The organism is Dictyoglomus sp. SSW (genome assembly GCF_055181335.1).
The window spans coordinates 713,018-733,647 of sequence record NZ_CM143705.1 but is presented as its reverse complement, the minus strand read 5'-3'; the positions used below and the strand labels follow the sequence as shown (position 1 = coordinate 733,647).

16 protein-coding genes are annotated in these 20,630 nt (G+C 29.5%); 9 read left to right on the top strand and 7 right to left on the bottom strand.

From position 1 onward, the window contains the following. Positions 1-42 precede the first annotated feature (42 nt). From ACY3JM_RS03455 to ACY3JM_RS03435, 5 genes are read right to left on the bottom strand one after another with little or no spacing between them, the layout of a single operon-like run. A complete protein-coding gene (locus ACY3JM_RS03455; protein ID WP_463111730.1) occupies positions 43-2,838 on the bottom strand; it encodes a M1 family aminopeptidase in 2,796 nt (931 codons plus the stop codon). Continuing rightward, the gene (locus ACY3JM_RS03450; RefSeq protein ID WP_463111729.1) at positions 2,835-3,614 is read right to left on the bottom strand and encodes a hypothetical protein; all 780 of its coding nucleotides are present in this window, start codon (positions 3,612-3,614) and stop codon (positions 2,835-2,837) included. Before ACY3JM_RS03450 ends, ACY3JM_RS03455 begins: the two co-directional genes overlap by 4 nt. A gap of 5 nt (positions 3,615-3,619) precedes the next feature. Beyond that, positions 3,620-4,390 (bottom strand): hypothetical protein, encoded by a 771-nt coding sequence (locus tag ACY3JM_RS03445; RefSeq protein WP_463082578.1) that lies wholly within the window; start codon positions 4,388-4,390, stop codon positions 3,620-3,622. 14 nt (positions 4,391-4,404) lie between these two features. Then, positions 4,405-5,094: an ABC transporter ATP-binding protein gene (locus ACY3JM_RS03440; RefSeq protein ID WP_463082579.1), complete on the bottom strand. Its 690-nt coding sequence runs from the start codon at positions 5,092-5,094 to the stop codon at positions 4,405-4,407. Further along, positions 5,095-5,460 (bottom strand): GntR family transcriptional regulator, encoded by a 366-nt coding sequence (locus ACY3JM_RS03435; RefSeq protein WP_463111728.1) that lies wholly within the window; start codon positions 5,458-5,460, stop codon positions 5,095-5,097. It abuts the gene before it with no gap. Positions 5,461-5,574: 114 nt separating this feature from the next. Here ACY3JM_RS03435 and ACY3JM_RS03430 point away from each other — a divergent pair, with 114 nt between their 5' ends. From ACY3JM_RS03430 to ACY3JM_RS03415, 4 genes are read left to right on the top strand one after another with little or no spacing between them, the layout of a single operon-like run. Next, positions 5,575-6,816, top strand: a complete 1,242-nt coding sequence (locus ACY3JM_RS03430) for an L-lactate MFS transporter (protein ID WP_463082581.1) — start codon at positions 5,575-5,577, stop codon at positions 6,814-6,816. A gap of 14 nt (positions 6,817-6,830) precedes the next feature. Continuing rightward, on the top strand, positions 6,831-7,856 hold the full coding sequence (locus tag ACY3JM_RS03425) for a zinc-dependent alcohol dehydrogenase family protein (protein ID WP_463082582.1): 1,026 nt from the start codon (positions 6,831-6,833) through the stop codon (positions 7,854-7,856). After that, positions 7,853-9,145, top strand: coding sequence for a glycosyl hydrolase (locus ACY3JM_RS03420; RefSeq protein WP_463082583.1), 1,293 nt, complete (start codon positions 7,853-7,855; stop codon positions 9,143-9,145). Before ACY3JM_RS03425 ends, ACY3JM_RS03420 begins: the two co-directional genes overlap by 4 nt. A gap of 23 nt (positions 9,146-9,168) precedes the next feature. Further along, positions 9,169-10,032: a GH12 family glycosyl hydrolase domain-containing protein gene (locus tag ACY3JM_RS03415; RefSeq protein ID WP_463111727.1), complete on the top strand. Its 864-nt coding sequence runs from the start codon at positions 9,169-9,171 to the stop codon at positions 10,030-10,032. A 14-nt stretch (positions 10,033-10,046) separates the two neighbouring features. Here ACY3JM_RS03415 and ACY3JM_RS03410 read toward each other — a convergent pair whose 3' ends face one another. Both ACY3JM_RS03410 and ACY3JM_RS03405 read right to left on the bottom strand, forming a co-directional pair. Continuing rightward, the gene (locus ACY3JM_RS03410) at positions 10,047-13,187 is read right to left on the bottom strand and encodes a diguanylate cyclase (RefSeq protein WP_463111726.1); all 3,141 of its coding nucleotides are present in this window, start codon (positions 13,185-13,187) and stop codon (positions 10,047-10,049) included. 36 nt (positions 13,188-13,223) lie between these two features. Next, positions 13,224-13,943, bottom strand: a complete 720-nt coding sequence (locus tag ACY3JM_RS03405) for a creatininase family protein (RefSeq protein WP_463082586.1) — start codon at positions 13,941-13,943, stop codon at positions 13,224-13,226. A gap of 175 nt (positions 13,944-14,118) precedes the next feature. Here ACY3JM_RS03405 and cas6 point away from each other — a divergent pair, with 175 nt between their 5' ends. From cas6 to cas3, 5 genes are read left to right on the top strand one after another with little or no spacing between them, the layout of a single operon-like run. Next, on the top strand, positions 14,119-14,889 hold the full coding sequence (gene cas6 / locus ACY3JM_RS03400; RefSeq protein ID WP_463111725.1) for a CRISPR-associated endoribonuclease Cas6: 771 nt from the start codon (positions 14,119-14,121) through the stop codon (positions 14,887-14,889). Next, a complete protein-coding gene (locus ACY3JM_RS03395) occupies positions 14,876-16,633 on the top strand; it encodes a TIGR02556 family CRISPR-associated protein (RefSeq protein WP_463111800.1) in 1,758 nt (585 codons plus the stop codon). Before cas6 ends, ACY3JM_RS03395 begins: the two co-directional genes overlap by 14 nt. A gap of 17 nt (positions 16,634-16,650) precedes the next feature. Continuing rightward, positions 16,651-17,562: a type I-B CRISPR-associated protein Cas7/Csh2 gene (gene cas7b, locus ACY3JM_RS03390; protein ID WP_463082588.1), complete on the top strand. Its 912-nt coding sequence runs from the start codon at positions 16,651-16,653 to the stop codon at positions 17,560-17,562. A gap of 13 nt (positions 17,563-17,575) precedes the next feature. Next, on the top strand, positions 17,576-18,292 hold the full coding sequence (cas5b, locus tag ACY3JM_RS03385) for a type I-B CRISPR-associated protein Cas5b (protein ID WP_463111724.1): 717 nt from the start codon (positions 17,576-17,578) through the stop codon (positions 18,290-18,292). Beyond that, entirely contained in the window at positions 18,267-20,627 is a 2,361-nt protein-coding gene (gene cas3, locus ACY3JM_RS03380; RefSeq protein ID WP_463111723.1) for a CRISPR-associated helicase Cas3', read from the top strand. Before cas5b ends, cas3 begins: the two co-directional genes overlap by 26 nt. The last annotated feature ends 3 nt before the right edge of the window (positions 20,628-20,630 follow it).

Genomic DNA, 20,630 nt, shown 5'->3' with positions numbered 1-20,630 from the left:
CATATCAAATAGGGGAGGGAGTTTGCCCTCCCCTATTAAATTTCAAAAACCAATCGTTATATAATAGTATAAATTTCCAGATTCATTAGGGTTAGGAGTTCCTTGCCATACAGGGAAAGCATATCCTATGTTTAAAGAAAAGGGAATTTCAGCAACAGTAGTAAATCCATATTTAATTTCAAAACCAAGGCCTAACTTTAAATTATTCAATGAAACAACATTTATATCATCACATATCCCACCAAATTCCAAGAAAGTATTGAAATCTAAATTCCTCAATATAAACAGGTTAAAGTATTTTTTCTCTTGATCCCTAAGTATAGGTAAATCCCAATTAGCCAAAATTCTTAATTTAAATTTTCCTAAGTATTCATCTGTTAAAGATTTAAAATCAGAAAGAGACAACATCTCTTCATAATCTGGATTCCCATTGATATAACCCACTATTCCATCCAAACTCAAATAACTCTGAGGAAAAACTAAAAAATACTTATTAAAACCAGCTTGAATCCTATAAAAACTAAATCCAGTAGAAGAAAACGCCAATCTTAAATCAACATTACTTAAAAGTGCTCTTGAATAATAATCAGCAAATCTTTGAATCCCAAAATCGACATATAATTTATTATTAAGCATTTGATTATATAACAAGGAAAAGTTTAAGACATAGGCTTTATCCCAATAATTTCCACTTATACCAATATCAAATTTCCTCCATATATTTTTTGTATATGATATACCACCAGCTATCACATTAGGATCCATATACCATAACTGGAATAAAAAGGAATCATCTTTGGGAAGATTATAGATATAAGATAAACTAAATCCCTTGTAATCTTCTCCATAAAAACCTTCAAGAGATAGATTAAAATTCATAGGGTCATAAATTTCCAAATTATATGATGCATAATTTATCTTCCCTGTAGAAAGATCAATACTAAAAGACGGAACAGTGTTATAATAAACCACATATGCATCTAAAGAGGCTCTCCTCTTGGAAGTATAGATAATCTTCCTTGGATACCAATTATTAACTCTATTTGCATCTGGAATCTTAGAATCTGGATCAATTACTGCATACTTAAATGGAACTTCCAATGGCACATCTACATATCCTGATTCACCATCATAAATTACTCTTACAACTCCTGAACATATATCCCTTGAATTTACACTTTTTTCTCCCACTACTTCCAATTGCAAAGGCATATTTATATTACCATTATTTTTGATATATATTCTTACAAAATTCTTACCATCTTTATTAATATTCTCTACCCTATATATCTCATAGTCCACCTTTCCTTTAGAGTAAAACCAATCCTTAAAAAACTTATCACAATCTAATCCAAACTTATTTTTTAAGTAATTCTCTATTTCTGTAGTCTCCAAAATTTTGTACTTATAATCACTATACAATTCCCTTATTATTTCATCAAATTTTTCCTCTCCAACTTCAAAAGCTAAAGCCCTTAAAGCAAGATAACTCTTATTATATACCTTAGTACTATAACCATTTAAATAACTGTTCCAATAATCTTTAACTATTTCTTCATCCCATCCATCTTTTAAATACATTAAATATGGAAGTTCTGAATTCCACTCTCTTAAATTAAGTTCTCCAAAAACGTAATCTTTTAGAAGTTGTAAAAAGTAATCATCTCCTAAATCAGGAAATAGATTTCCACCTTTTGCCCCATACTTCCTTTCAAAATATGTAATAGAAAGATATTCAGCAAAACCTTCTGATATCCAATTTTCTTTATTTAAATCCATACCTATACCTATTCCCCACCAAAGATGAGCAAATTCATGAGCAATTAAATATTCTAAAAGTCTCTCCCAAAGGTAAGGAGTAATAAGATCTGATGAATAAAAAGCTGTATTACCTAAAATCACAAAACCATCAGCAGCCATTCCCCAAAAATTATTTATTTGCCCTTCAATTATATTAATTCTCCTATGTTCAGAACTTCCATAAACCTTAGAATAATAATCATAAACTTCTCTCGCAAAAGATGCTAAAATCCTTGCTTTATATTCTCTCCCAGGATAAAAGTACACGTATATTTCAGGGAATCTTCCATCTGCCAATCTATATACTTGATAATCTGGACTTATTGCAATAGGTAAGGATCTCCTTGGGCTATCATTTACCCCAATTACTCTTTTCCAATTTCCCTCTACTTCTTCTCTTACTTCATCCATACCTACTGCAACTTTGTATTCTTTTGGCACTAAGAGTTCAAGATAAAAATTACTTGAAACAAGTCTACCTCCTTTGTCCCATTCATCCTTTACATAAGGAATCTCATATGGAAACCACCCAAATCTCCATACAAAAGCATTTTTACAAAAAGCCATATCTCCTGCATAGGACTCTGGAAACTTGGTAGAAAAATATATAATTAAACCATAAGATTCTCCAGGACTGAGTTTCTCAGGAAGTATTACCTTCAAATAGTTATCCTTTAATGAATAATTTTGAAGAAGAACCTTTCCATTTTCTAAGGTATAACTTATATCCTTTCCTGAAAGATCGGTAACCCTTGATATATTAGTAAAACCTGGATCAAATCCCCTCACATATTCAGAATCTACCAATACTGGATGAATGTAAGGATTATTTTCCTTCAGAAGATTAGCAGGAAGATAAAAGTAAATCTCTGAAAGCTCTTTTTCAGTATTATTCACGTAATTTACTTCTACTTTTCCACTAATAATTCTTTCCTTAGGTGAAAGCTGAGCAAATACTTTGTAGCTGGATACATCAGCAAAAGATATTGATGAAATATAAAAAATTAAAATAAAGATTCCCAATAAGTATTTCCTCATATTAACCCTCCTCTCTTTAAATTTTTTAATAACATATTAAAAAACAACAACACTAATATTAGAAGGGAAGTCCCTATAATAAACAAGTACCAAATATTACGCATAAACATTTCATAAAAAGGATTAACAACTAACTTGAAAGATATTTCAGAACCAATATATATGGCCAATACTACCGATATTATTTGTAAGACCTCAAACCTCTTTTTAATAATTAAATACAGAGGTAACAATATATAGGGAACTATATAATTAAAAAACACTTCTAATAAAGGCAATTTCATAGGAAAACCAATACCTTCCCAAATGAAAGAAAAATCTGCTCCCAAGAATAAATTTGTAACCATACTACTGAAAAAGATCAAAGATAAAGATAGAAACATAGAGGATATGAATAAATATTTAAAGCGTCCAGCCTTTTTGTAATAATCCTTAGCTAATTTATAAGAGAAAATAAAAAGAAGCAAATCTGCCAAAGTACCTAATGGAAAAGACAACACACAAAGAACAGCTGCTAGAGGAAAATTTTTAAATGGATTTTCATCATATATACCACCTTCGTATCCCTGAACTTTTGGGGGTTCTGGAATCTCTCTATTAAGAATAATCGCAGGTAGTACAAAAATTCCATGTCCTCCTTCATGACAAAGTATATTAGTAATTGTAAATATAGGATTTAAGAGAATAAGCAAAAGAACAAGCAAAATATATTTTAACAAAGAGTTTTCTTTAATAATTTTGTTAACTAAAAACCACATCTTATTAAATTCCCTCATAATCACTATTTTATCTCCATTTTTTTCTCAAAAACCCAGGAGTTTAACATTAAAAAAGAGATAGTAACAATGATATCAAATAATATTACAAAAATATTAATACTATAGCTACCACCAGATACACTTATTGAGGTTTCTAATGAGCCAGTAATACTCTCAAAATTAAATTGAGGTAAATTAAAATTAAGACTGTATGGAAACCACTTACAAATTATAGCTCTTATTTTATCGCCAAAAACCAGAATAAGAATTACTATCATATAAAGCATCCTTTTAAAAGGATTTTTCTCTGAAGGAAGACCATTTGCAATAGGAAAGGTTGAAGCTAATATAACAACTTCCCATAAACCAGGAATTAGAAGTATTATGGTGTAAATTCCACCCCTTTGTAAATAATTGATAATTAGACTTTTAAATGCTGGATTCATATGATTAATTATTATTGTCATGAAGCTTAGATTTAAGATTAAAATATATAAGCTTTCTAATAATCCCATAAGCATTCTACGAATATAAATATATTTAGGATTAATTGGAATGGAGTAATAAAGAGATTTCATATCCTCTGATGCTAAACTTGTAATATTAAAAATCCCATTTAAAATTATTGACACCAATAACAATATAAAAGATAAAACAAAACCATCTTCAGGGGTTAAATTCCTAAAATAAAGATATCCTATAAAAAGACTGATGTATACCCCAATAGTTACAATAGTAATAATTAAATAATATCTCTTTTTTCCTAATATCCCATATTTAAATAAATTTAACATACCCGTAACCTCCCTTAAAATGTATTCCTAAATAATTTATCTATGGACATCTTCTTTTCTTCTCTAAGAGTCTCTGCTTTCCCATCAATTAGAATCTCCCCATTGGAGATAAATACAGCCCTATCAATAATAGACTCTACATCATCAATAAGATGAGTGGAAATTATCATTAAACTATCCTCTCTATAGTTCTTCAAAATACCAGTTAATATTCTTTCACGTGACGCTGGATCTATTCCTCCCAAAGGTTCATCCAAAAGATAGACCTTTGCTTTTCTTGAAATAGCAAGGCTCAAACATACTTTTTCTTGTTCACCTTTGGAAAGTTCTTTTATTTTACTCTCAAATTTTAAATCAAAGTACTCCAACAAATCCTTAAACTTTTTCTCTTCAAAATAAGGAAAAAAATCTTTATAAAAATTAAAGGCATCTTTAATCTTCATCCATGAAGGAAGCAAATTATTATCAGGTAAAAAAGAGACTATAGCTCTGGTATTATAGTTTATATCTTTACCGTCAACTTTTATACTCCCAGAAGAAGGTCTTAAAAATCCTATAATTAATTTTAATAAAGTGGTTTTCCCACTTCCATTAGGGCCAAAAAGCCCTACAATTTCTCCTAAATCTCCAGTCAAATTTACATTCTTTAATGCACATTTTTTTCCATAATATTTATACAAACCTTTAACCTCTAAAACTCCCATTTAATTAACCTCCTCCCAATATTTGGCTAATAGAAGATTCAAGTCTTCCTTAGATAAATTAATTTCCTTCATCTCCTTTATAAAAGCCTTTATCCTTTCACTTGCTAAATTTTCCTTCATCTCCATAAGTTTCTTTTCTTCACTGACCACAAAAGATCCTGTACCTCTAACAGTAACTATTATTCCTTCTCTCTCTAATTCTTGATAAACTCTCTGAACAGTATTAGGATTTACCTTTAATTCCAATGCCAACTCTCTTACTGAAGGCAATTTATCACCTCCTTTTAATTCACCCTTAATTATTTTTTTCTTAATCAGATCCATAATTTGAAGATATATAGGAATACGCTCATCAAAATCAGTCATTTTACACCTCCTTTCAATATGTATTACTGTATTAGTTATATAATACAGTACGACAATAAAATTTGTCAAGGGTATGATAGAATATTCAAGAAATATATAACGAAGAAAGGAGGAATGATTATTTTGAAGAAATCTAATTCTAACCTTTTCCTCTATCCCAAAATAAGATGGATTTATATACCCTTGGGAATAATCATATACATATGCTTAGGAACTGTATATTCATGGAGTGTTTTTAGAAAACCCTTAGAAAATCTTTTAAACATAACAGCAACCCAAAGCGGTATTCCTTATATGCTCTTTCTGTTTTTCTTTTCTCTTTTTATGGCTATTTCGGGAGGATTTATAAACAAATTTAAGCCTAAATATGTTATTATCTTTGGAGGTTTATTGGTTGGTTTAGGTTGGATTCTTTCTGGGTTTCTACCACAAATCAACTATATCTCAATAACATATGGGATAATAGCAGGAAGTGGCGTTGGAATAGTATATGGAGTACCCATTGCTGTAATATCAAGGTGGTTCCCAGACAAAAGAGGACTTTCTATGGGTCTTGTAATATCAGGCTTTGGATTATCTCCTCTTATAACTGCTCCCTTAGCAAGACAGCTAATAAGCTTATATGGACCCTTTAATACTTTTAAAATCTTAGGAGCTATTTTTATATTTTTAATTACTTTTACAGGATTTTTCTTTAAATTTCCTTCAGAAAAACTTGATTTAAAAAAAACTCAATCCACACAAAAGAGAATATTGTCTGAGTTAAATCCAAAAGAAATGTTAAAAAGTCCTAAATTTTATGGGCTATGGTTTTGCTATTTAATAGGAACCTTAATAGGATTAATGATTATTGGAATATCAAGTCCTGTGGGAGAAGAATTAGTAAAATTAGATCCAAATATTACTGCAAGACTTATATCTATTTTTGCTATTTTCAATGCTTTAGGTAGACCACTATTTGGTTGGATAACCGATAAACTACTACCCATGAAATCTGCAATTACCTCTTATATTTTGGTAATAATAGGTACTCTTCTTATGCTATTATCACAGGGTCGAAATCCAATTTTTTATATTATTTCTTTTTCGCTATTTTGGTTAATTCTCGGAGCTTGGCTCGCAATAGCTCCAGCATCTACCATCATTCTATTTGGAGAGAAAAATTATAGCAAAAATTACGGAATTGTCTTTACAGCTTATGGTTTCGGAGCTATTATAGGAGTTATGATTTCAGGGATGCTAAGGGATATTTTTGGCAGTTATTTATATGTTTTTTATTTATTAATAGTCTTGGGAATTTTAGGAATTATCATTGCTTCCACATTTTTAAAAGATAAATCAAATTTGTATGGGTAATTAAAAACATTAAGATGAAGGCAATGGTATTAAAAAGAATATGCGATCTTTCAGAATGTAACAATCCATTAGTACTTGAAGAGCTACCTATTCCATCACCTAAGGAAAAGGAGATTTTAATAAAGGTCTCTGCCTGTGGAGTATGTAGAACTGATCTGGATATTATTGAAGGAAGAACTCCTCCCACAAAACTTCCCATTATCTTGGGACATCAGATAGTTGGAAGAGTAGTTGAAAAGGGAGAAAAAGCCAAAAGATTTGAGATAGGAGATAGAGTTGGCATTGCATGGATAAACTCTTCTTGTGGTAAATGCAAATTCTGCTTTTCAGGACAAGAAAATTTATGTGATGAATTTAAAGCAACTGGAAGAGATGTGGATGGTGGTTATGCAGAATACGCCATAGTATCAGAAGATTTTGCATATAAAATTCCTGAAAATTACTCAGATGAAGAAGCTGCCCCTTTACTTTGTGCAGGAGCAGTAGGTTATAGATCTCTTAAACTTGCTCAAATAAAAGATGGAGATAATATTGGACTTTCTGGATTTGGGGCTTCAGGTCATTTAGTATTAAAAATGATAAAAGCTCTATATCCTAATTCTAAAATTTTTGTATTCTCAAGGAATGAAAAGGAAAGAATCTTTGCTAAAGAACTTTTAGCCTTTTGGACAGGAGATTTTGAAGAAGAAACACCAGAAAAATTGAAAGCAATAATAGATACTACTCCTGCTTGGAGACCTATTGTATTGGTCTTAAAAAATTTAGAAAAAGGAGGTCGACTTGTAATAAATGCCATAAGAAAAGAAGAAAAAGATAAAGAATTTCTTTTAAATATAAATTATGAAAGAGATTTATGGATGGAAAAGGAGATAAAATCAACAGCAAATGTAACAAGAAAAGATGTAGAAGAATTTTTAACTCTTGCTCAAAAGTTTAATTTTAAGCCAGAGGTTCAAATATATCCATTAGAATCTGCAAATTTAGCTCTTTTAGAATTAAAACAAGGTAAGATAAGAGGAGGAAAGGTATTAAAAATATGATAAAAATAGAAAATTTTACCGAAAGAAAGGAACATTTCCATTCAAGAGAAGTAAGAATTTTAGAATTTAACTTCTCCATATTAGAAGAATCCTATTACGATTTTTATATTTACTATACTTCTAAGGAATATCATTTAAAATGTTATTGCTTCCTAAACGATCTTGCCTTGGGAGAAGCTAATCTTTTTCCTAATGAAAATTACCGCCTCATGGGTGACCTAAAACTAAAAAAGGGAAATTATACCCTTTCCATAGGCCATATTCCAGAAGATTTTAAAATTCATCATATTGAGCTTTTTAAGAAAGAAAAAAGTAACTTTAAATTTCCTGAATTTAAGATTAGAAATAATTTAGCCAATTCTGCCAAGAAACTTTTAGAATTTTTTGAAAAAATATACTCCAAATACATAATTGCAGGTCAACATACAAATACGTCAGCAGGGCCTGAAATAGCCTACCTTGAATATATTACAGGTAAACTTCCTGCTTTAAGAGGTTTTGATCTTTTAAGTTATTCATCTAAAACAAGGACTGAAAACATGACACAAGATGCAATAATAGAGATAGAGGGAAATAAAGGCTCTATAGAAAAAGCCATAGAATGGGGTAAAGATTATAATGGAGTTGTAACTTTTTGCTGGCATTGGTATGCTCCAACAGGTGGAAAAGATAAAACATTTTATACAATTAACACTAACTTTGATCTAGAAGAAGCCTTAAAACCTGGAACAGAAGAAAATAAAGCATTGATGTTGGATATAGATTTAATAGCTAAGGAACTTTTAAAATTAAAATCAGCTAATATTCCTGTATTATGGAGACCACTACATGAAGCTGATGGGAAATGGTTTTGGTGGGGAGCAAAAGGACCCAAAGCTTACAAAGAACTATATTATCTTCTTTTTGACATTTTAACAAATAAATACGGATTAAATAATCTCCTTTGGATTTGGAATGCTCCTCATCAAGAATGGAAAATTGATGATGAGTATTATGATATAGCTGGTATAGATAACTATGTCCCTGCTGGAAATTATGGTCCTATGAAATTTTCTTATGATTATCTTTCCCATTTAACAGATTATAAAAAACCTCTTGCTTTAACCGAAAATGGACCTATACCCGATCCTGATTTACTTTTTGAATATGAGGCTTGTTTTTTATGGTTTATGCCATGGTTTGGTTCTTTTATATTCGATCATAACATTAATTCAAAAGAACATTTAATTAAAGTTTATAATCACGAACGTGTTATAACATTAGATAAATTTCAATGCTATAATAATTAATAAACATAGAGGGGAGGTATAAAATGAAACGCTTACTTATCTTAATTTTTCTCCTTCTTTTTATGATACCTATATTAGGGGCAGAACCACGCTATAAAGATGCTCTTATTCTTAGAGAACCTTCTTCTGCAGATATCAAAACTAAAAATCTTCCTCTTACTATGGAGCTTAATTTTTGGAATATTTCAAGCTATGAAGGAGAAACTTGGATGGCATTTTATGAAAAAGATGATACAGTAGAGTATTATGCAGACATAAAAAATATTGTATTAAAGGATAAAAATTCATGGGTACATGGATACCCAGAAGTCTATTATGGGTATAAACCATGGTCTGTTCGAGGAACATATTGCGAAAAACTTGTTCTTCCACAAAAAGTATCTAAATTCCCCGACATCTATTTTAACTTTAAATACTCTTTATGGCATGAAAGCTATCTACCAATAAATTTTGCCATGGAAACATGGATCACACGTGAAGAAAAACAAAAATCAGTTTCTTCTGGTGATATTGAAATGATGGTATGGCTATACGCCCAAAAATTAGGACCAGCTGGTAGAAAGGTTGCAGAAGTAAAGATTCCAATTATATATAATGGAAGGGTTAAAGATATAATTTGGGAGGTCTATGTATCTCCTATGTCATGGGATTATATAGCCTACAGATCAAAGGAGAATTTAAAGGAAGGAGAAGTAAAGATACCTATAAATGATTTTCTAAAAAATTTGAGAGATATTATTAAGCAATACTCTAAAAGAATTACTCCAGAACAGTTTGACCAAATGTACGTTACAGATTGGGAAATAGGAACTGAATTTGGAGATCCTTATACTACATCTGCAAAATTTGGATGGACATTTTCAAATTTTGATATAGAAAATAAATAAAAAAGAGGGGAGAATTACCTCTCCCCTCTTTCATACTTATACTTATACATCTTAAAATCAGCCCTACTTATTAATTCATAAGGTGAAGTAATATCTTCGGAAGAAGTCTCTATTCCATAACTTATTTTTATTTTTCCGTTGGTAGAATTATCAATATGCATTTTTATCCTTTCCACCACTTTTAAAGCATCATCATAATCAGCCTTTCTCAAAATTACAAGAAATTCATCTCCACCCCATCTAATAGCAGAATCGCTTTGTCTAATTGAATTTTTAATAATATTAGCAACTTCTTTCAATAAGTAATCACCATATAAATGTCCCAAAGTATCATTAATCTTTTTAAAAGAATCTATATCTATAAATACAACGCTAAATTTCTCTTTTTCTCTTACAAAGTCAGAAAAGGCTTCTTCTATTTTTCTTTCTCCATAAGATCTATTAAAAATACCTGTTAAAGGATCATAAATTCCATATTTTTTCTCCCAAAAGATAATAAAATTCTTAAGTATATTTCTCATAATAAAGAAGACTTTAGGAGAAGGTTTTTCTAAGGAATAAAGCTTAATTGTATACGGCATTCTTCTATAAGTAGGTCTTAAATGAGAATCATATAAAAGTCTATTTCCTTTCTCTAAGACTCTATCCCCTATATCTATCCTTACCATAAAATCTTCCAAAAAATCTGTCAAAATTCTATATATAATCTCCATAGCCTCTTCCTCTTCTCTTGCCTCCATCAGTGCTTTTCCCATATAAAGATCAAGAGCTCTTAATTTGGAGTGTTCTTGTATTATCTCCTTATAAGTATCACCCATCTTTTCTTTTATTTTATTTATCACATCTTCAATCCCAAGAAGAATAGCAAGCTCAAAAGCTTCCAATCTTACATATGGAAGAAATCCCATAAAAAATTCTCTCTTAACCATATATTCATCAAGAAGCATGTATGAATATAAAGCATCTAAAAACTCCCATCTTTCTAACATTTCATCAATGTAACCTATAAGATTAAAAAAACTTTCTCTTAGAATAAACCCCTTCAAGAAAACATGCAAAGGAAAGTCTGTAGGATATTCTCTTAATGACTTTGAAAGATCAAATCCTCTTTCAGCAGAAAGTTTCATATATAAGGTAATTATTTGTTCCTCCTTAGTATTAAGGACTTCTTCTTCAGAAATATCATATTCCTTATTTAGAAAAGTCTTTAATATCTTCACTAATATTTCACTCTCTTTTATATTTTTAATTTCTTCCAGTTTCTGAATTATTCTTTCCAAATCATTTAATTTTCCATAAGAAAGATATGATATTGCTAATCTCCTATAACCTGAATATAAAAAATAATCAAATTTAATATCCTCTAAAAGACTTTCAAGGATATTGATTAAACCTATCATTTCTTCATAATTACAATATTGAATCTTATTCTTTATAAGATTTCCTAAACTTATAACCACTAAATTTGGTGATAGATATTTTGAAAGCTCGTATGCCTTCAAAGAAGCAGAAATAGACGCTCTCGGACCGTTCAAGTAAGCCTTCAAATCCCCTATATTATTCAATAATTTATGCAAAATTACTTTGTCCTTTGTCTTATTTGCAAAAGAAAGGCCAGTCTCAAAAAAGGATAAAGCCTTCTCATATTTATTCTCTCCCATAGTCAAAAGTCCAAGCATGTTATAAAAATTAGCCAAATACTTAGGAGAAGATTTGAGATTTATAACTTGATCAAGATATTTGTTAAAAAGATATAATCCATCCTCAACCTTCTTAGATAAGAAATAATAACTTCCTATTCTTGAAAGAATCTCTGGGGTTTCATAAGATACAGAAATATCCATAAAATTATTCTTAATAATTTCTTCTGCCTCTTCATATTTACCAAGATAAGATAGACATCTAACCTTAGTTGCTAAATCTAATAAATTATTTTTTTCCAAATCATTTATAAGTTCTAAAGCCCAAGAAAATTCTTGGAAATTAATAAGTAGATCAATTAATTCCCTTCTGTAAAGATCCTTATTGGGTATCTCTTTTTGAAGAATCTCCTTTAGAATATTGCTTTTTCTCTGTAGATTATATGTACTTCTATATTCCTTAAGTTTAAATAAAGTCCAACTTCTTATATCATCCTCTGAAAGTAAAGCCAGTCTTCCCCATAAATCAGAGTAATTGTATGAAGAAAGCTTTTTAGCAAATTTCTCTCTTAAAACTTTTTCATCCTTTATATAGCTTCTAATATTATTAAGTACATCTTCTGAAGCAAATCTCCATAAAGGATATTCCCATTTTAGAATTCTGCTTTCAGCAAATTCCTTCATAAATTTAAGAGGGCCATAAATATCCTTAACAGCCTTTATAGTAGTAGAAGAAAATGTTTTACCCACTATGGTGAAAGTAAAAAGGGCATTTTTATCACTCTCAGAAAGGTTAGAGACTTTTTCATGTATAATCTCATCTAAAGGTTTAAATTGATTCACAAAAATAATTTCTGCATTATTCCAATTACCCTTACTTAAGTTATATAATTTTTTAGCTTCTTTAGGGGTAATATTAAAAGCCTTAGACATTTCATAAACTACAATACCTTCCTTAGTTATAGGTACAACATACTTATCAGGATTAAGCCTAAAACAATTCAAAGCAAAATCCTTCCCCGCAATTAAAAATCTTATATCATACTTTTTCCTTAAATAGGGGATTAGTTCTGAAAAAATTTCATTAAAATACAAGTATTCTTGCCAATTATCGAAAAACCAGTATTTTATAGTTTTACGTTCAAGAATTACCTTAATAATATCCAAAATTTGAGAGATCTCAGCATCTTTTGTGATTACCTCTTCAGCATCATAATCTTTCAAAAGACACAAAAACCTTGGATGTATATAACGCCTTAAAATAGGTCCAACTATATGACCCTTCTCTTCTAAAAACCTTTTTTTATCAATCAAATTAAGCAATGATAAGAAAAATTCACCAATAGGAGTCCTATGTGATGCATAATGAGTAAAGATAGATTGGGATTTTAATTTATTGTATAAAGACTTTAGTATATATGTTCTTCCACTTCCTTGTGGAAAATCTAAATATACTATTCTCTCCCTATCAAGGAGAGATTCTAAATAATTAATATTCTGCAAGATTAACCCCATTTATTTATTTTTATATCATTTATTAATTAAATTGTATCACAAATTCATTAAAGATTTAATTTCTTTTATCAAACATTGAGCCTCATAATTTAATCTTTTCTCCCCAAGTTTTTCATCTATACTTTTAAGAGCTTCTTTTGTAAGCCCAACCTTTACATCCACATTATTGCTTCCTATTCTATCAAGATCAACATAACCTAAATCTATACTCATCATTTCACTGCTTTCCTCTATTCCGGCATGCATAGGATTTGCTGATACAAGTTCCTCTGGATACTTTACCTTACCCCAATGCCATCCCAAAACCTTCATAACCCTGCCCCTATATTCACTTTCCAATCTCTCAATAACCTTGATCTGTTCTTTAGCCATATGTCCGCTACAAACTACTGCCATTTTAAATCCTGTTCTCTCTAAAAAGAAAAGTACATCACTAAGAAGATAATAAAGAACATCTTTTTTCACAAATACGCTTCCTGGAATTTTTTCTTCTGCAAACATCTCCATTCCCCATAAATTCTCTCCATTTTTTATCTTTATACCATCAGCACCTATAAATAAAGTAGGAAATAAAACTCCCCCTATTTCATCCCATACCAACTCCAATACTTTTCTTGCCCTAAAAGCATCGGTACCAAAAATCAAATGTTCTCCATGCCACTCTATAGGACTTATAGGTAAATAAACTATAGGTTTACTATTTAAAACTTCCCTTAGTTGATGGGGAAACATATTTTCATATCTATATTTCATCATATTCTTAACCCTCCTAAAATTTTTTCTCTAAAAATATTTTATCAGGGTCTATTTTTGTCACTTTATTATGGTACTCTCAAAATAAAAATTATAAGATTGTAAATAAAATAGAATAAGTAATAATGTATAAGTATAATTATAGTATAATTAGTATAATTATAAAAAGGGGGAAGATATGAGAATAAAATTAACATATGAAAGCCTAGATGGGGACATAATACTTCCAAAACATTATAACTACCATATTCAAGCTCTCATATACAAAACTTTTACCCCTGATCTTGCCACCAAACTTCATAATGTAGGTTTTCCCTTAGGAAAAAGAAGATTTAAACTTTTCACCTTTTCCCGCATATTAGAAAAAGGAATTCCCACAAAAGATAATGAAAAATTAATATTCAAAAGAAAAATAACCATATATTTCTCTTCTCCCATAGAAGATATAGTAGGGAATTTAGCTGAAAGAAGTTTTAAAGAAAGAGAATTTAAATTATGCAATAAAAAGATATACATCTCTCAGCTTGAAATAGTAACTACTCCAAAGATAGAAAATAAAGTAATAATTAAAGCTTTATCCCCTATTACCATATACAGCACTTTACATAAAAAGGATGGTGAAAAAATTGTACATTATTACAAACCAATTGATAAAGAATTCTCAAAACTTATTGAGAAAAACGCAAAGAAAAAATATCATCTTCTTTACGGAAAAGATGCAGAACAAATGTCTCTTGAAATAAAACCTTTAAAATTCTCAGTACAAGAAAACTTAAAAATTATAAAATTTAAGGACACCATTATAGAAGGATACACTGGCATCTACGAACTCCTAGGGGATCCAGAATTAATTTATCTCACCTACGAGACAGGCTTAGGAAATAAAAATTCAGCAGGATTTGGAATGTGGGAAATATGGAGAGGAAAGGAGAGTGATGAAGATGCTTGATGCGGTTAAAGAGATAGGAGATATATTACTAAAAAAGGATATCAAAAACCAGATTGAAATCCTTATAGAAGATCCAAACCCTAACCAAAAATATAATAACGTTTTTTGCTTAACTTTTGAAGAAAATGGTGAAATAAAGTATATAGGAATTGAACTTGAAGACTATGAATCAGACAAGAAAATAAAATACCTATACAGAAGCGGACCCTCTAACGGACCTAACTTTACACCTTCAACAAAAGTTACAGAGATAGAAAAAACTCTATACATTAAAGTTTTAAATTGGTTCAAAGATGTGTTTTCCCGAAAAAATTTAGAGCTATCCAAAGAGGAAAAAGAGTATTTAGAAAAGATTTATACAGTATTAAAAAATCACGAAAATGAAATAATTGAGGAATTTAAGCAAAAATCAAAAGACATTTCGAAAAAGGAAGGTATATTTCTAACCTTAAAATTCAAAAAAGAAGGAAAAACAGAATATATAGGAGACAAGGAGGTTTTTATAAAAACCTTAGAAAAATTGGTAAAAATAAAAGAGAGTAAAAAAGGTTCTAATATAGGCCAATGCTCTATATGCTTAGAGGAAAAAGAAGTTACCATAGGAGACGGTATATATGCCTTCTATACAATAGATAAACCAGGATTTATCTGTGGTGGTTTCAAAGAAAAAGAAGCATGGAAGAATTTTCCATTATGTGAAGATTGTAGACGAAGTTTAGAAAAAGGAAAAGAATACATTGAAAAAGAGCTTACTTTCAAAATGGCAGGAATTTCTTATCAACTTATTCCTAAATTCCTCTTAGGAAGGGAATTTATAAAAGAAGATGTTTATAATATATTTTTCGATACTCCAAAACTGCTATCTCTAAAGAAAAATACTGCCAAGAGATATCTTGGAGATGAAGAAGATATTTTACAGTATTTATCTGATACCGAAGATTACATTACTTTAAACTTTTTATTTATAGAAAGAAAACAAAGTGCAGAAAAAATCCTTGCACTCATAGAAGATGTTTTACCCTCTCGACTAAGAAGTATATTTAAAGCAAAAGAAAAAGTAGATAAGTTATTTAACACAGATTTCACTATGAGAAATCTATGGACATTCTTTTCAAAATCAGATCCTGACAAAAGAGAAACAGACCTTGTAAATTACTTTTTAGAAATTGTAGATCGCATATTCAAAGATAGATCCATAGACAAAAATTTCATATTTCAATTTTTTACGAGGAAAATAAGAACTCAGTATGTTAGAGATGAATATTTCTCCTATGTAGTAAAAGATGCCCTAATGTCACTTTTGTTTCTACTTTATTTAGATTTAATCCCTATGGAGGTGATAAATATGGAAGAAGAAAGATTATTTGAGCCTATATTTAAAAAATTTTCTCCAACTTTCAATCATCCTATTAAAAAGGGACTTTTCTTGCTCGGCGCCTTAACCCAAATGCTATTAAATGTACAATATTTAGAAAGAGGTAGTGATCCTTTTAGAAAACAACTAAAAAGTTTAAAAATGGAAGAAAAAGACTTTAAAGGGCTTCTTCCAAAAGTAATAAATAAATTACAAGAGTACGATTCCTTTGATATAGGAAAACAAAAATTAGCAGAAGAAGCTTCCTACTATCTACTTCTCGCTGGAGATAACTGGAAACTTTCAAATGATGAGCTTAATTTCTACTTTGCATGTGGTATGAACCTATTAGATGAACTAAAACCATATATTTATCCAGACAAAAAATAAAATAGGAGGTGTTTTAGATGGGTGTGCTAAAAAATAGATCTGAAATTCTTTTTCTCTATGACGTAACAGATGCAAATCCAAATGGTGATCCAATGGATGAAAACAAACCAAGAATAGATGAAGAAACAGGAACAAATATTGTTACAGACGTAAGACTTAAAAGAACAATAAGGGACTATTTATATGAATATAAAGGGTTAGAAGTTTTTGTCAGAGAAATAAGAGATGATAAAGGAGAACTAAAAACTAAAGAAGATAGATTAAAGGAATACAAAGATAATAACGAGATTATTGAAAAATGCATTGATATAAGACTCTTTGGAGCAACCACTGCAGTAGAAGGGAAAACCATGACTTTAACTGGACCAGTACAGTTTAAATTTGGAAGATCTCTTCATAAAGTTGATCTGACTTATATAAAAGGTACAACAGTCATGCCATCAAAATCAGGCAAAACTCAAGGTACATTTACTGAAAAATACATTCTTCCTTATTCTTTAATAGCCTTTTATGGAATAGTAAATGAAAATTTAGCAAAAGTCCAAAATATTCCCCTTACCGAAGAAGATATCGATCATATGTTAGAAGGAATTTGGCATGGTACAAAGAACCTGATATCTACCTCAAAATTTGGTCAAGTTCCAAGATTATTAATACAAATTATCTATAAACCTGACTCATATTTTTACATAGGCGAATTAGATAGAAGAATAAAACTTATATCAGATATAGAGGATGAAAAAATAAGAGATATATCCCAAGTAAAAATAGACATCACAGAACTAATAAAGGTATTAACGGAAAATAATAATAAAATTGAAAAAATCAGATATAAAGTAGACGAAAGAGTAAACTTAGTATTAGACGGTAAAGAAGTATCGTTAAATGAGTCTCTAAAAGATTTCCAAGCAGAAGAACTACCGATTTAGGAGATGATTTTTAATGAAAGTCTTGGTTTTTGATATTTTTGGAGAATTTGCCCATTTTAGAAAATTCTATACCACATCATCTCCCCTTTCCTTTCCTTTTCCTCCCCCTCCTACCATATTCGGTATGCTTGGAGCTATTTTAGGAATAGATAGAAAAGAATATTTAGAAACATTTTCCTTTAATAATTGCAAAATAGCATTGCAAATTATAAATCCTATTAAAAAGATAAGATTAGGCTTAAATTTGATAAACACAAAAGGAAACATTTGGATACCAGTCAAAAAGAAAAACCATGATGCAAGAACCCAGGTAAAAACAGAGTTTATTAAAAATCCAAGATATAGAATATATTTTTACCATAAGAATGAAGAATTATTTAATAAACTTGTAGGAAATATTAAAAACCATCGAAGTTATTACACATTCTCTTTAGGCCTTTCAGAACTTTTAGGAGATTTTCAGTTTGTTGGAATAAAAAACTTTACAGAGAAAGAGAATAATGAAATTTATGTATCCACAATAATCCCTATATCCCAAATATTAGAAAACAAAATAATTTTTGAGGAAGGAAAAAGCTATTTTAAAGAAAGAATTCCATTAATAATGAATAGTAATAGAATAGTAGAAAGATACGAAGATATCATCTTTGAAAGCCAAGGAAAACCCATCAAAGTTAAAATAGATAAATTTTATCAAGGAGAAGATGGAACAAATGTCATATTTCTCTAATTTATTTTCCCATCCAAATAAATATTTAGAAGTACACTTAAATAACACTATGAATCTTGCTATCAGTTTCTTAAACGATGTACCTATGGAAAACTTATTCCTATCAAAGGAACAACTACAAAAATTAATAAAAATTAATACTTTATCCCATGATATAGGAAAAGCTACAAGTTTTTTCCAAGAATATTTACTTTCTGGAGAGGAGGGAAGTAAAGAAACAAGGCACTCTCTCCTCTCCTCCTTCATTGCTTATTACATCACTAAGAAAGTTTTTGAAAAAGAAAATATTTCGGATAATATCAAAATAATACTCCCCATGTTCTCTTATATAAATGTTAAAAGGCATCATGGAAATTTTTTAGACATACTCATAGAAATTGATATTTCTGAAGAAGATAAAGAATTGCTCTATAGACAAATTGAAAGTATAGATGAAGACAAATTTAATATATTGATAAAAAATATTGATGAAGCTTTATTTAGTGAAATCACAAAAGATAAACTTAAAGATATCGTAGAAGCAGTATCAAAAGATATAAAGATTAAAAGAATAAAAATCAAAAACCTTAAACACGAAAATGCTACAGAATACTACTTATTAAATAACCTACTCTTCTCCCTCTTAATAGATGCAGACAAAAGTGAAGTAACTATAGGAAAGCCAGAAAGAAACCCCTTAGATATTCCATACATAGTAGTAGATCATTATAAAAAAGATTTAAAAACTGACAAAAAACCTATAAATGAGCTTCGAGAAAATGCATATCAAGAAGTAATAAACAAAAAGATTGACCTTGATCAAAAAATTTATTCTCTAACTCTCCCAACAGGTCTTGGAAAGACCTTCATTTCTTTTGCCTTCGCCCTTAAGCTAAGAGAAGAAATAAGAAAAAAGAAAGGATATACCCCAAGAATTATATACTCATTACCTTTCCTAAGTATTATAGAGCAAAATGCAAGTGTACTCGAAAAAGTCCTAATAAAGTATTTTGGAAACATAGATTCTACCATAGTATTAAAACATCACCACCTTTCGGAAATCTACTATACATACAATGACAATGAAATAGAGCCTGACCATGCAAAAATATTAATAGAAGGCTGGAATTCAGAGATAATAATAACTACATTTGTACAACTATTTCATACATTGATATCAAATAAAAATTCAAATCTAAGAAAATTACATAGAATATTTGGAAGTATTATCATATTAGACGAAGTACAATCTATTCCTATTAAATATTGGTACCTTTTAAGGGAAATATTTAAAGAACTTGTAGAAAAATTTAATACCTATATTATTTTCTCTACAGCAACTCAACCCCTTATATTTAAAAAGGACGAAACCCTCAACTTAACAAACGCTGAAGACTACTTTACAAAATTAAATCGCACAATATTAATTCCTCGTCTTAATGAATCTCTCTTATTAGAGGAATTCATTGAAAACATTGACATCAAACTTGACAAATCTTATATGTTTATCTTTAATACAATAAACTCAGCTCAAAAATTTTACAGTCTTTTAAAAGAAAAAACTAAGGAAGATATAGTTTTTCTTTCAAGCCACATAATACCAAAGGATCGTTTAGAAAGAATCGAGAGTATAAAAAAAGGAGAAAAAAGAATAGTGGTTACAACTCAATTAGTAGAAGCAGGTGTGGATATTGATTTAGATATTGTTTATAGAGATATTGCACCCTTGGATTCTATAAACCAATCAGCAGGAAGATGTAATAGAAACTGGTTAAAAGATATAGGAGAGGTATATCTATATTCATTACAAGATGATAAAAGAAGATATGCTTCATACATATATGACAAAATTCTTTTGGATGTTACTAACAATATTCTTAAAAAAGATGAAAAAATTGAAGAAGTAGAATTTCTCAACTATATACAAAATTATTTTTATGAGATTAATGAAAGAAAGGCCAAAGACATATCTAAAAACTTCTTGGATGCAATTTATTCATTAAGATATTCGGGATATACAGAAAATGAAAATGATAAATATATAGGTATTGAAGATTTCAAACTTATTGAAGAAGATCAACCCAAGATTGACGTATTTATAGAATTAAATGAAGAAGCAGAAAATCTATGGAATCAATATATAAAACTTAAAGAAATAAAAGATATTTATGAAAGAAGAATAGAATTCCTAAAAATAAAAAGTAATTTCTATAAATATGTAATATCAATCCCTGTAAGAGCAGAAAATCTACCAGCTATTGAATATGGCTTTGGATATATATCTAAGGATAATTTAGAAGATTTCTATGACAAAGAAACAGGATATAAAATTAAAAGCGGTATCCTACTCTGGTGAAAT

What these genes read in the sequence shown, in the direction of transcription:
- ACY3JM_RS03455 (WP_463111730.1), bottom strand. Translation starts at nt 2,838, where the DNA reads ATGAGGAAATACTTATTGGGAATCTTTATTTTAATTTTTTATATTTCA.
- ACY3JM_RS03450 (WP_463111729.1), bottom strand. Translation starts at nt 3,614, where the DNA reads ATGAGGGAATTTAATAAGATGTGGTTTTTAGTTAACAAAATTATTAAA.
- ACY3JM_RS03445 (WP_463082578.1), bottom strand. Translation starts at nt 4,390, where the DNA reads ATGTTAAATTTATTTAAATATGGGATATTAGGAAAAAAGAGATATTAT.
- ACY3JM_RS03440 (WP_463082579.1), bottom strand. Translation starts at nt 5,094, where the DNA reads ATGGGAGTTTTAGAGGTTAAAGGTTTGTATAAATATTATGGAAAAAAA.
- ACY3JM_RS03435 (WP_463111728.1), bottom strand. Translation starts at nt 5,460, where the DNA reads ATGACTGATTTTGATGAGCGTATTCCTATATATCTTCAAATTATGGAT.
- ACY3JM_RS03430 (WP_463082581.1), top strand. Translation starts at nt 5,575, where the DNA reads ATGATTATTTTGAAGAAATCTAATTCTAACCTTTTCCTCTATCCCAAA.
- ACY3JM_RS03425 (WP_463082582.1), top strand. Translation starts at nt 6,831, where the DNA reads ATGAAGGCAATGGTATTAAAAAGAATATGCGATCTTTCAGAATGTAAC.
- ACY3JM_RS03420 (WP_463082583.1), top strand. Translation starts at nt 7,853, where the DNA reads ATGATAAAAATAGAAAATTTTACCGAAAGAAAGGAACATTTCCATTCA.
- ACY3JM_RS03415 (WP_463111727.1), top strand. Translation starts at nt 9,169, where the DNA reads ATGAAACGCTTACTTATCTTAATTTTTCTCCTTCTTTTTATGATACCT.
- ACY3JM_RS03410 (WP_463111726.1), bottom strand. Translation starts at nt 13,187, where the DNA reads ATGGGGTTAATCTTGCAGAATATTAATTATTTAGAATCTCTCCTTGAT.
- ACY3JM_RS03405 (WP_463082586.1), bottom strand. Translation starts at nt 13,943, where the DNA reads ATGATGAAATATAGATATGAAAATATGTTTCCCCATCAACTAAGGGAA.
- cas6 (WP_463111725.1), top strand. Translation starts at nt 14,119, where the DNA reads ATGAGAATAAAATTAACATATGAAAGCCTAGATGGGGACATAATACTT.
- ACY3JM_RS03395 (WP_463111800.1), top strand. Translation starts at nt 14,876, where the DNA reads ATGAAGATGCTTGATGCGGTTAAAGAGATAGGAGATATATTACTAAAA.
- cas7b (WP_463082588.1), top strand. Translation starts at nt 16,651, where the DNA reads ATGGGTGTGCTAAAAAATAGATCTGAAATTCTTTTTCTCTATGACGTA.
- cas5b (WP_463111724.1), top strand. Translation starts at nt 17,576, where the DNA reads ATGAAAGTCTTGGTTTTTGATATTTTTGGAGAATTTGCCCATTTTAGA.
- cas3 (WP_463111723.1), top strand. Translation starts at nt 18,267, where the DNA reads ATGGAACAAATGTCATATTTCTCTAATTTATTTTCCCATCCAAATAAA.